This window comes from Streptomyces aidingensis (genome assembly GCF_900112355.1).
Classification (GTDB): domain Bacteria; phylum Actinomycetota; class Actinomycetes; order Streptomycetales; family Streptomycetaceae; genus Streptomyces; species Streptomyces aidingensis.
In genome coordinates this window covers 72,166-84,618 of sequence record NZ_FOLM01000003.1, presented here as the reverse complement: position 1 = coordinate 84,618, position 12,453 = coordinate 72,166, and the positions used below count along the sequence as shown (strand labels likewise).

Genomic DNA, 12,453 nt, shown 5'->3' with positions numbered 1-12,453 from the left:
GCCGCCCCCGCCGCGGGGGCCGCGTACCGGCACGTACCCGGCCCGGACCGCGGGCGGCGGTCCCGCACACTGCCTTGCGGAACATGCACAATCCGGGCACAGCGACCGGATGAGAGAGGAGGCGGCCCGCGGGTACCCGGGCGGCCGTCGACGGAACAGGGACCGTGCATGACAGACACGCCGCCCGCGCACCGGCATCACCGCCCCTCCGGCTCGGCGTTCCGCCGCGCCGCCGACTACATCGCCGCCGCGCTGATCTACCTCCGGGAGAACGTGCTGCTGCGCGAGCCGCTGCGGCCCGGCCATCTCAAGCCCCGGCTGCTCGGCCACTGGGGCTCCTGCCCCGGCATCACCATGGTCTACGAGGCGCTGAACGTGCTGGTCACCGAGCGCGGCCCGGAGGTGCTGCTGGTCACCGGCACCGGGCACGGCGCGGCGGCCAACCACGCCTGCCTCTGGCTGGAGGGCACGCACCAGGAGTACGACCCGGCACTGACCCGCGACGAGAGCGGGCTGACGGAGCTGGCCCGGCGGTTCTGCGCGCCGGACGGCTTCCCCAGCCACCTCTCCCCCGCCCTGCCGGGCACCCTCCACGAGGGCGGCGAGCTGGGCTATGCGCTGGCCACCGCCTTCGGCGCGGCGCTGGACGCACCCGCCCGCCTGGTGGCCTGCATCGTCGGCGACGGCGAGGCCGAGACCGGGCCGACCGCCGCCGCCTGGCACTCCGCCAAGTTCCTGGACCCGGTCACCTGCGGCGCGGTGCTGCCCGTGCTGCACCTCAACGGTCACAAGATCTCCTCGCCGACCGTGTTCGCGGCCATGTCCGAGGAGGAGCTGACCGCGCTGTTCCGCGGCTACGGCTGGGACCCGCGGATCGTGGACGTCCGCGACCGGCCGGCGGGCAGCGATCCGGTGGCCGACGCGGTCCGGGCGGCGCACGACACCATCCGGGCGATCCAGGACACGGCCCGCGGGGACGGCGGCGGCCGGCAGCGGCGGCGGCAGCAGCCGGAGCGGCCCCGCTGGCCGATGATCGTGCTGCGCAGTCTCAAGGGGCAGGGCGCGCCCGCCCGGGCCGGCGGCCGGCCGCTGGAGGGCACCTTCCACGCCCACCAGATCCCGCTGGAGGACGCCCGGGAGGACCCCGGCCGGCTCGCCGAGCTGGAGGGCTGGCTGCGCTCCTACCGGCCGTGGGAACTCTTCGACGCGGACGGCCGCCCGGCCGCCGAGGTGCTGGCCCGCTGTCCGTCCGGCCCCCGGCGCCTCGGCGCGCAGCCGGCCGGCAACGGCGGCCTGCTGCGCCGGCCGCTCGCGCTGCCGCCGCTGCACCCGCACGCGGTGCGGCTCCCCGACGGCCCCGGCAGCGCCACCGCCTCCCCGAACCGGGCCCTGGCCGGCTGGCTCACCGAGGTGATGCGCCGCAGCGAGGAGCGCCGGGACTTCCGCATCGTCTCCCCCGACGAGCTGGCCTCCAACCGGCTGGACGGGGTGCTGGCCGCCACCGGGCGGGCCTTCACCGGGCCGCCCGGGGAGTACGCCGAGGACGTCTCCCCGGACGGCCGGGTGATGGAGATCCTCTCCGAGCACACCTGCCAGGGCTGGCTCCAGGGCTATCTGCTGACCGGACGGCACGGGCTGTTCCCCACCTACGAGGCGTTCGCCGCGATCGTGGACAGCATGCTCAACCAGTACGCCAAGTGGCAGAAGATGAGCCGCGAGGTGCCGTGGCGGGCCCCGGTCAGCAGCCTCACCTACCTGCTGACCAGCGAGGGCTGGCGGCAGGAGCACAACGGGTACAGCCACCAGGGGCCGGGCTTCATCGACAATCTGCTCACCAAGAACAGCGCGGTCACCGGCGTCTATCTGCCGCCGGACGCCAACACCCTGCTGGTGGTGATGGAACGGCTGCTGGCCGAGACCGGCCGGGTGAACGCGGTGGTGGCCGGCAAGCAGCCCGCCGCCCAGTGGCTGGACCTGGACGAGGCCCGCCGGCACTGCACGGCCGGCGCCTCGGTGTGGGAGTGGGCCGGCACGCCCGGCGGCGGGGAGCCGGAACTGGTGCTCGCCTGCGCCGGCGGCATCCCCACCGTGGAGACCCTGGCGGCGGCCGGCATGCTGCGCCACGACCTGCCCCGGGCCCGGATCCGGGTGGTCAACATCGTCGACCTGTGCGCGCTCGCCCCGCCGCGCCGCCACCCGCACGGCATGTCCGAGGAACGCTTCACCGCCCTGTTCGGCGAGGACCTCCCGGTCGTCCTGGACTTCCACGGCTATCCGGCGGCCGTCCACGAACTGCTGCACGGCCGCCCCCGGCCGGGCCGCTTCCATGTCCGCGGCTATGTGGAGGAAGGCACCACGACCACCCCGTACGACCTGCTGATCCGCAACGGGACCTCGCGGCACGACCTGGCCGTCGCCGCGCTGCGCCACCTGCCCGGCCGGCCATCGGCCGGCCCCGGCGGCCCGGCCGATCCGGCAGTTCTGGCCGATCTGGCCGATCTGGCCGATCTGGCCGATCTGGCCGGCCGCTACGCCGGGCGCCGGGACGAGATCCGCGCCGGGATCCGCCGCACCGGAACCGATCCCCCGGAAATCACCGACTGGACGTGGCAGCCCTGAGTTCCGGACGCCCCCACAAGGGCACGGTGCGGATTGGCGATTGCTCATCGCCGTCCGGACGCGGCCGGGGCGGCCCGGCGACACCGCGGTTCGCCGGCGTGAACACCGTCGGTTCGTGGCCGCCGCCGGCGTGAGGCCCATCGTCCGGTGACCCGGCGCGGTGGGCCGGCCGGTCGCGGGGAGCGCTCCGCCCCGGGCGGGGAAAAGCAATGGTCGTCGGGTGGCGCGGCGGGCAATACTCGGGCGGGTGTTGGTGACCATTGCGACCACGGGCGATGCCGGGCGGCCGGCCACGGATCTCGGCCATCTGCTGCACAAGCACCCCGAGCGGCATCAGAGCTTCTCGGTGACGGCCGGGACGGCGCACGTCTTCTATCCGGAGGCGGACGAGCGGCGCTGCACCGCCGCGCTGCTGCTGGAGATCGATTCGGTGGGGCTGGTGCGTGCCGCCGGCCGGGGCGGGCGCCGGGGTGCCCGGCCGGCCCCCGGCCACCAGGCGGGGGCGCTGGCGCAGTACGTCAACGACCGCCCCTATGCCGCCTCCTCGCTGCTGGCGGTGGCGCTGGGCCAGGTGTTCCGCACCGCGCTGCGCGGCGAGTGCCGGGCCCGCCCGGAGCTGGCCGGGCGGCCGCTGCCGCTGCGCATCACCGTGCCCGCGCTGCCCGCTTACGGCGGCCCCGAGCTGGTGCGCCGGATGTTCGAACCGCTCGGCTGGCGGGTGACGGCCGATCCGGTGCCGCTGGACGAACACTTCCCTCAGTGGGGCGAGTCCCGCTATGTGCGGCTGGCGCTGGAGGGCGACGGTGTCCCGCTGGCCGAGGCGCTGCGCCAGATCTATGTGCTGCTGCCGGTGCTGGACGGTGCCAAGCACTACTGGGTGACGCCGGAAGAGGTGGACAAGCTGCTGCGGGCCGGCGAGGGCTGGCTGCCGTACCACCCCGAGCACCGGCTGATCACCGGGCGCTATCTGCATCGGCGGGCGGCGCTCACCCGGGAGGCGATGCAGCGCCTGGAGCTGGCCCGGCTGGCCGAGGCGGACGACGCCGAGCCGGAGGAGCTGGACAACGCCGTCCCGGAGGAGACGGAGGAGACGCCCGGGACGGCCGGGACGGCCGGGACGGCCGGGACGGCCGGGACGGCCGGGACGGCCGGGACGGCCGGGACGGCCGGGACGGCCGGGACGGCCGGGACGGCCGGGACGGCCGGGACGGCGGAGGAGGAGCGGCAGGTGCCGCTCGCGCAGCGGCGGCGGGAGGCGATCCTGGCCGCGCTGGCCGAGCTCGGCGCCGAGCGGGTGCTGGATCTGGGCTGCGGCGCCGGGCATCTGATCCAGCTTCTGCTGCAAGACGGCCGGTTCCGTGAGGTGGCCGGGGTCGATGTATCGGTACGGGCCCTCCAGTTCGCCGCCCGCCGGCTGCGGCTGGAGAGGTTGCCGGAGCGGCAGCGGGAGCGGGTGCGGCTCTTCCAGTCCGCGCTGACCTACACCGACAGCCGGCTGAAGGGCTATGACGCGGCGGTGCTCTGCGAGGTCGTCGAGCATGTCGACCCGCCGCGGCTGCCCGCCCTGGAGTACGCGGTGTTCGGCCATGCCCGGCCCGGGGCCGTGCTGGTGACCACCCCGAACGCCGAGTACAACGTGCGCTGGGAGACGCTGCCCGCCGGAGCGTTCCGTCACCCGGACCACCGGTTCGAGTGGGACCGGGCCCGGTTCCGGGAGTGGGCGGATGCGACGGCCCGCCGGTACGGCTACCGGGTCTCCGTCCGGCCGGTCGGCCCGGACGACCCGGAGGTGGGCGCACCCACCCAGCTCGCCCTGTTCCGCACCGGCACGGAGCAGGACCAGAACCGGGACCGGGACGACAAGCGGGAGGCGGGGGCATGACGGAGCTGGCGATACCCGATCTGTCCTTGGTGGTGCTGATCGGCACCACCGGATCGGGCAAGTCCACCTTTGCCCGGCGGCACTTCCGGCCCACCCAGGTGGTGTCCTCGGACGTCTGCCGCGGTCTGGTGGCCGACGACGAGAACGACCAGAGCGCCACCCCGGAGGCGTTCGACCTGCTGCACTACATCACCGGGAAGCGGCTGGCCGGCGGCCGGCTGACCGTGGTGGACGCCACCAATGTGCAGCGCGAGGCCCGCGCCCGGCTCGTGGCGCTGGCCAGGGAGCACGATGTGCTGCCGGTGGCGGTGGTGCTGGATGTGCCCGAGCCGGTCTGCCGGGAGCGCAACGCCGCCCGTCCGGACCGGGCCGGCCTGCCCCCGCACGTGCTGCCGCGCCAGCGCCGCGAGCTGCGCCGCTCGCTCGGCGCTTTGCAGCGGGAGGGCTTCCGGCACGTCCATGTGCTGCGCGGCGAGGCGGAGGTGGCCGCCGCCCGGGTCGCGCTGCGCCCGCGCTTCAACGATCTGCGCCACCTCACCGGGCCGTTCGACATCATCGGCGATGTGCACGGCTGCCGCTCGGAGCTGGAGACCCTGCTGGGCGGGAAGCTGGGTTATGTCATCGAGCGGGACGGCCGGGGCCGCCCGGTCGGTGCCCGGCACCCGGAGGGCCGTACCGCGGTCTTCGTCGGGGATCTGGTGGACCGCGGCCCGGACTCCCCGGGCGTGCTGCGGCTGGTGATGGGCATGGTGGAGCAGGGCACGGCGCTGTGCGTGCCGGGCAATCACGAGCAGAAGCTGGGCCGCTGGCTGGCCGGCCGCAAGGTCCGGGTGGCACACGGCCTGGCCGAGACCATCGAGCAGCTGGAGCGCGTCGAGGAGGAGGAGGAGGAGAAGAAGAAGAACGAGGAGAAGGAGCGGCAGGAGCGGCAGCCGGAGGGCGGCGGCTTCCGGGCGCGGGTGCGGGCCTTTCTCGACGGTCTGGTCAGCCACTATGTGCTGGACGGCGGCCGGCTGGTGGTCGCGCACGCGGGCCTGCCGGAGAAGTACCACGGCCGCACCTCCGGCCGGGTGCGGGCGCACGCGCTCTTCGGCGAGACCACCGGCGAGACCGACGAGTTCGGCCTGCCGGTGCGCTACCCCTGGGCGGAGGACTACCGCGGCCGGGCGGCGGTGGTCTACGGCCACACCCCGGTGCCCCGCGCCTCCTGGCTCAACAACACCATCTGTCTGGACACCGGCGCGGTCTTCGGCGGCCGGCTGACCGCCCTGCGCTGGCCGGAACGGGAGTTGGCGGACACCCCCGCCGAGCGGGTGTGGTACGAGCCGGTGCGCCCCCTGGCCGCCGAGGCCCCCGGCGGCGGTACCGGCCGCCCGCTGGATGTGGCCGATGTGCAGGGCCGGCGCGTGGTCACCACCCGGCACGCCGGACGGCTGTCCGTCCGTGAGGAGAACGCCGCGGCGGCGCTGGAGGTGATGAGCCGGTTCGCCGTCGATCCCCGGCTGCTGCTCTATCTGCCGCCCACCATGGCGCCCTGCGCCACCTCGGCGGCGGAGGGATATCTGGAGCACCCGGCGGAGGCGTTCGCCGCCTACCGGGCGGCCGGGGTCCGCGAGGTGATCTGCGAGGAGAAGCACATGGGCTCGCGGGCGGTGGTGCTGGTGGCCCGCGATCCGCGGGTGATCGGCGAGCGGTTCGGGGTGGCGCCCGGCGCCCCGGGAGCCGTCTGGACCCGCACCGGCCGGGCGTTCTTCGACGACGCGGCGACGGCCGCGGGGCTGCTGGAGCGGCTGTCGGCGGCGATCGGCGGCGCGGGGCTGTGGGAGGAACTGGAGACCGGCTGGCTGCTGCTGGACGCCGAGCTGATGCCCTGGTCGCTGAAGGCGGGCGGGCTGCTGCGCGGCCAGTACGCGGCGGTGGGCGCGGCGGCCCGGGCCGCGTTCCCCGAGGCACTGGCCGCGCTGGAGGCGGCGCGCGCCCGGGGCGTGGCGCTGGACGGCGGCCTGCTGGAGCGGCAGCGGGAACGGGCTGCGGACGCGGCAGCGTTCACCGACGCCTACCGCCGCTACTGCTGGCCCGCCGGCGGCGACGGGGGCGACGGCGTGCCCGCGGGGGTGCGGCTGGCGCCGTTCGGGCTGCTGGCCGCCGAGGGCCGGTCGCTGGCCGGGCTGGCCCACGACCGGCAGCTCGCGCTGATCGACCGGATGATCGCCGCCGAGCCCGGGGCCGGCGGGGGCACCGGGCTGCTGGCGCCGACCGGGCGGCTGGTGGTGGACACCGCCGACGAGGCGTCGGTGGCGGCCGGTACGGAGTGGTGGCTGGAGCTGACCGCGGCCGGCGGCGAGGGCATGGTGGTCAAGCCGCTCGCCGCGCAGGTCAGGGACGGGGACGGCCGGCAGGTGCAGCCGGGCGTCAAGTGCCGGGGCCGGGAGTATCTGCGGATCGTCTACGGCCCGGAGTACACCCGCCCGGAGAACCTCGCCCGGCTGCGCGAGCGCCACCTCGGCCACAAGCGGTCGCTGGCGCTGCGCGAGCATGCGCTGGGGCTGGAGGCGCTGGACCGGCTGGCCGCGGACGAGCCGCTGTGGCGGGTGCACGAGGCCGTCTTCGCCGTCCTGGCCCTGGAGTCCGAGCCGGTCGATCCGCGCCTGTAGGCGGCGCCCCGCGCCGGCCCGGCGGGGCGCGGGGCTGCCGGGCCGGGCCGCCGCCGCTGCGCGGCCGGGCCGGCTCGGCAAGGATGGGCGCATGGCATTCCGCGTGGCTTCCGAGACCGGCCGGCTCCGCCGGGTCGTCCTGCACCGACCCGGGCTGGAGCTGAAGCGGCTCACCCCGACCAACAAGGACGACCTGCTCTTCGACGACGTGCTGTGGGTGCGCCGTGCCCAGCAGGAGCACGACGCCCTGTGCGCGCTGCTGCGCCGGCGCGGCGTCACGGTGCATCTCTTCGGCGAGCTGCTGACCGAGACCCTGGCCGTTCCGGAGGCGAAGAAGCTGGTGCTGGACCGGGTCTTCGACGAGCACGAGTACGGTCCGCTGGCCACCGGCCGGCTGCGCCAGGTCTTCGAGGAGATGCCGCCGGAGAGTCTGGCCGAGGCGCTGATCGGCGGCATGACCAAGCGGGAGTTCCTGGCCGGGCACGCCGAGCCGTCCTCGGTGCGGTTCCATGTGATGGATCTGGACGACTTCCTGCTCCAGCCGCTGCCCAACCATCTGTTCACCCGGGACACCTCCTGCTGGGTGTACGACGGGGTGTCGATCAACGCCATGCGCTGGCCGGCCCGGCAGCGGGAGACCGTGCACTTCGAGGCGGTCTACCGCCATCACCCGCTGTTCACCGGCCCGCAGGCCGGGACGTTCCGGATCTGGTCCGAGGGTCAGGCCGCCTATCCGTCCACCATCGAGGGCGGGGACGTGCTGGTGCCGGGCGGCGGCGCGGTGCTGATCGGGATGAGTGAGCGGACCACGCCGCAGGCCGTGGAGATGCTGGCCCGGGGCCTGTTCGCGGCGGGTTCGGCGCGCACCATCGTGGCCCTGGACATGCCCAAGCGGCGGGCGTTCATGCATCTGGACACCGTGCTGACCATGGTGGACGGGCAGACCTTCACCCAGTACGCCGGGCTGGGCATGCTCCGCTCCTACACCATCGAGCCGGGCGGCGGGGCGCTGCCGCTGCGGGTGACCGACCATCCGCCGCAGGACATGCACCGGGCGATCGCGGCGGCACTGGACCTGCCCGCCATCCGGGTGCTGACACCGGTGCAGGATGTGCACTCGGCGGCCCGCGAGCAGTGGGACGACGGCTGCAATGTGCTGGCGGTGGAGCCTGGGGTGGTGATCACCTATGACCGCAATGTCACCACCAACAGCCATCTGCGGGACAGCGGGGTGGAGGTGCTGGAGGTACCGGGCGGCGAGCTGGGCCGGGGGCGGGGCGGGCCGCGCTGCATGAGCTGCCCCGTCGAGCGCGATCCGGTGTTCTGACCCCCGGGGCATCGGTGCGGCGGGGAACCGCACTGCATAGAGATTCCAAAGTTCGTATATAGTTACAGTCTTCTGCCGTACCACCGACCGAGGAGCCGTCATGGCCGCAGACCTCACGGGCCGCCACTTCCTGAAGGAACTGGACTTCACCGCCGACGAGTTCCGCTCGCTGATCGAGCTGGCCGGACGGCTCAAGGCGGACCGGCGGGCGGGTACCGAGGAACGCCGGCTCACCGGCCGGAACATCGCCCTGATCTTCGAGAAGACCTCCACCCGGACCCGCTGCGCCTTCGAGGTCGCCGCCGCCGACCAGGGCGCCGCCACCACATATCTGGACCCGTCCGGTTCGCAGATCGGGCACAAGGAGTCGGTCAAGGACACCGCACGGGTGCTCGGCCGGATGTTCGACGCCATCGAGTACCGGGGGGCCGGACAGGACACCGTGGAGGAACTGGCCGCCCACGCCGGGGTCCCGGTCTACAACGGCCTCACCGACGACTGGCACCCGACCCAGATGCTGGCCGATGTGCTCACCATGGACGAACACGGCGGCGGCCGGCCACAGGCCGAGACCGCCTTCGCCTATCTGGGCGACGCCCGCTTCAACATGGGCAATTCCTATCTGGTGACCGGCGCGCTGCTCGGCATGGATGTGCGGATCGTGGCGCCCGAGGACTACTGGCCCGACGCGCGGGTGGTGGCCCGGGCCCGGCAACTGGCCGCGGACAGCGGCGCCCGGATCACCCTCACCGAGGACGTCGGCGAGGGGGTGCACGGCGCGCACTTCGTGACCACCGACGTGTGGGTGTCCATGGGCGAGCCCAAGGAGGTGTGGGAGGAGCGGATCAGCGCCCTGGGCCGCTACGCGGTGACCATGGACGTGCTGCGCGCCACCGGCAATCCGGAGGTGAAGTTCCTGCACTGCCTGCCCGCCTTCCACGATCTGGGCACGGCCGTGGGCCGGGAGATCCACGAGCGGTTCGGGCGGGAGTCGCTGGAGGTCACCGACGAGGTCTTCGAGTCCCCGCATTCGGTCGTCTTCGACGAGGCGGAGAACCGGATGCACACCATCAAGGCCCTGCTGGTCGCCACCCTGGCCACTCCCGCCTCGGCCTGAGCGCCGGGCCGTCGCCCGGATGTCACCGGGGCCGGATAGTCTCGGCCCGCCGCCCGGGGAACCGTCCCTGCCCGGCCCCGCGGCGGCCCGCCGGAGCGGCAGCCGACCGCCGCTCGGGGCCGAGCGACCGCATGGGGGACCGTATGCAGCCCGAGCCGATGGACGAGGAGACCTCCGGGGGCGAGCCGTCCGGCCCGGTCCCGCTGGCCGTCATCGCCCGGGAATGGGGCCGGATCGGGGTGATCGGCTTCGGCGGTCCGCCCGCGCACATCACGCTGCTGCGCGAGCTGTGCGTGCGGCGGCGGCGCTGGCTCAGCGCGGACGACTTCGAGGACGGCATCGCGGCCACCAATCTGCTGCCCGGCCCGGCCTCCACCCAGCTCGCCATCTTCACCGCCTGGCGGCTGCGCGGGGTGCCCGGCGCACTGGTCGGCGGCGTCTGCTTCATCGTGCCGGGCCTGCTGCTGATCCTGGCCCTGGCCGCGCTCTTCCTGGCCGGGGATCCGCCGCGCTGGGTGAGCGGCGCGGCGGCCGGAGCCGGAGCGGCGGTCGCGGCGGTGGCCGTGCATGCGGCCTGGGGCCTGGCGCCGGACTCCCGGCGCCGGGCCTCCGGGCGGCCGGCCCGGCTGCGCTGGTACGGCTATCTGCTGGCCGGCGGGCTGGCCACGGTGCTGCTCGGGCCCTGGCTGGTGGTGGTGCTGATCGCGGCCGGGCTGCTGGAGGTGCTGATCACCCGGATCCGGCGCGCGGCCCGGATACGGGACGGGCACCGGCGGGGCGCCGCCGGGGCGCCGGGCCGCGGCGGGCGCGACTGGCGGCTGTGGTCGCTGCTGGCCGCCGTCCCGGTGGCCACGGCCGCCGCCGGGCTGTCGGCGCTGACCTGGGTGGCGTACAAGGTGGGGGCGCTGTCCTACGGGGGCGGCTTCGTGATCATCCCGCTGATGCACAACGACGCGGTGGACCGCTACGGCTGGATGACGGACGCCGAGTTCCTCAACGCCGTCGCCCTGGGCCAGGTGACCCCGGGCCCGGTGGTGCAGACGGTGGCGGTGGTCGGGTTCGCGGCGGGCGGCGCGGCGGGCGGGCTGCTGGCCGCGCTGGTCGCCTTCGGGCCGTCCTTCCTGCTGGTGATCCTGGGCGGCCGGTCCTTCGACCGGCTGCGCTCGCTGCCCGCCGTGCAGGCCTTCTTCCATGGCGCGGGCCCGGCCGTGATCGGCGCCATCGGCGGCTCCGCGGTCTCCCTGGCCCTGTCGCTGGAACACGCCTGGCAGTACGGGGTGCTGGCGGCGGCCGTGGGCTGGCTGCTGGCGCTGCGCCGCGGTGTGGTGAGCGCCCTGCTGGGCGCCGCGGCGCTGGGCGTGCTCGCCGCCCTGCTCGGACTTCCGCCCGGCTGAGCCCGTTCCCCGCGGGCTCCCGTCCGGGCCGGCGGGAGCGGACCGGACGGGAGGGCGGGAAGCCGCGCACCGGCGGGTGGCGGGGAAGCATGCACCGGTGCGCGGCCCTGTCGCGGCGCCCCCTCGCGCCACGGCGTGCCGGGTGCCGTACCGGGCCTCCGCCCTGCGCTGACGCGGAGACACGGGCGGCGGCCGGCGGTTCCTCCGCCGCCGCGCGCCGCTCGGGCGCGGCGGCGGAAGGGACCGGAAGTGCCGTCCCGTCGCGGCACTTCCGGAGAACCCGGCTGTTCGCGGGTGTGAGTCTGCGGGGAACGGCGGACGGATGCCAGTCCGAGGGGCATCGATTCGGTCGCCTCTTGTTACGTTGAGTATTAAACAAACTACATTGCGTATATCCCCTGATCACTTCTGTTCACGCAGCCCACCTGGACAACTGCAATGCGTGATACACCGACCGTCCGCTCGGACGAGCGGCCGAGGAATCGAACAGGAGGTGCCGAACACGGCCGGAATTCAGCAGTTCGGGAAGCGCTTGCCACCCGGTGCGGGGCCCGGCCCGGCGGCCAGTGCCGCGATGTCCTCCGGACCGACCCGGCAGCAGCCGCCGATCAGCCGGGCCCCGGCGGCTGCCCACTCACCGGCCCGGGCACCGGCCGCGGCGGCGAACCGGGACGGACCGCGCCAGCGGAGGGCGACCCGGTCCCAGTCCTCCCCGCTGTTGGGATAGGCGACGGCGGGCTTGCCGGTGGCCGCCACCGCCCGGCGCACCGCCCCGGTGACCTCGCGGGGGTCGCAGCAGTTGACCCCCACCGCGACCACCTGGTCGTTCCCGGCGGCCACCGCGAAGGCCTCCGCCAGCGGCTGTCCGGCCCGGGTCCGGCCGCCCGCCACGGTGTAGCAGAGCCAGACCGGCACCCCGCAGCCCTCGGCGGCGCGCAGCAGCGCCTCGGCCTCGACGGTGTCCGGCACCGTCTCCAGGGCCAGCACATCCGGGCCGGCGGCGGCCAGTGCCTCGATCCGGGGGCGGTGGAAGGCGATGAGCTCGCCCATGCCCAGGCCGTAACGGCCGCGGTACTCGCTGCCGTCGGCGAGCACCGCGCCGTAGGGGCCGACCGAACCGGCCACCCATACCCGGCGGCCGGGCCGGCCGGCCCGCTCGGCCGCCTCCCGGGCCAGGGCGACACTGCGCCCGGCCAGCCGGTCCGCCTCGGCGGCACCGAGCCCGCGCCCGGCGAAGCCCCGGCGGGACGCCTGGTACGAGGCGCTGATCAGCACCTGCGCGCCGGCCCGCAGATAGGCCGCGTGCGCGGCCCGGATCTGCCCGGGATCATCGGCCAGCAGCCGGGCCGACCACAGCTCGCCGGACAGGTCGCAGCCCTGCGCCCGAAGCTGGTTGGACAGCCCGCCGTCGAGCACCAGCACCCTCTCCCGCAGCGCCTCGCCGAAGCCCTCGGCCATCG

General features: G+C 74.9%; 7 protein-coding genes. 6 read left to right on the top strand and 1 reads right to left on the bottom strand.

Features of this window, described 5'->3' with window-relative positions; genetic code table 11:
• Positions 1-168: 168 nt before the first annotated feature.
• The 6 genes from BM242_RS07570 (at position 169) to chrA (ending at position 10,993) form a co-directional block, all read left to right on the top strand.
• A complete protein-coding gene (locus BM242_RS07570; protein WP_093837925.1) occupies positions 169-2,619 on the top strand; it encodes a phosphoketolase family protein in 2,451 nt (816 codons plus the stop codon).
• A 247-nt stretch (positions 2,620-2,866) separates the two neighbouring features.
• Positions 2,867-4,501, top strand: coding sequence for a 3' terminal RNA ribose 2'-O-methyltransferase Hen1 (locus tag BM242_RS07565; RefSeq protein WP_093837924.1), 1,635 nt, complete (start codon positions 2,867-2,869; stop codon positions 4,499-4,501).
• Entirely contained in the window at positions 4,498-7,155 is a 2,658-nt protein-coding gene (locus BM242_RS07560; protein ID WP_093837923.1) for a polynucleotide kinase-phosphatase, read from the top strand. Before BM242_RS07565 ends, BM242_RS07560 begins: the two co-directional genes overlap by 4 nt.
• A 91-nt stretch (positions 7,156-7,246) precedes the next feature.
• Positions 7,247-8,482: an arginine deiminase gene (locus BM242_RS07555; RefSeq protein WP_093837922.1), complete on the top strand. Its 1,236-nt coding sequence runs from the start codon at positions 7,247-7,249 to the stop codon at positions 8,480-8,482.
• 100 nt (positions 8,483-8,582) lie between these two features.
• Positions 8,583-9,599, top strand: coding sequence for an ornithine carbamoyltransferase (gene argF / locus BM242_RS07550; protein ID WP_093837921.1), 1,017 nt, complete (start codon positions 8,583-8,585; stop codon positions 9,597-9,599).
• 143 nt (positions 9,600-9,742) lie between these two features.
• Positions 9,743-10,993: a chromate efflux transporter gene (gene chrA, locus BM242_RS07545; protein WP_245833897.1), complete on the top strand. Its 1,251-nt coding sequence runs from the start codon at positions 9,743-9,745 to the stop codon at positions 10,991-10,993.
• A 513-nt stretch (positions 10,994-11,506) separates the two neighbouring features.
• Here the strand turns inward: chrA and mmuM are convergent.
• Positions 11,507-12,451: a homocysteine S-methyltransferase gene (mmuM, locus tag BM242_RS07540; protein ID WP_093837920.1), complete on the bottom strand. Its 945-nt coding sequence runs from the start codon at positions 12,449-12,451 to the stop codon at positions 11,507-11,509.
• Positions 12,452-12,453 lie beyond the last annotated feature (2 nt).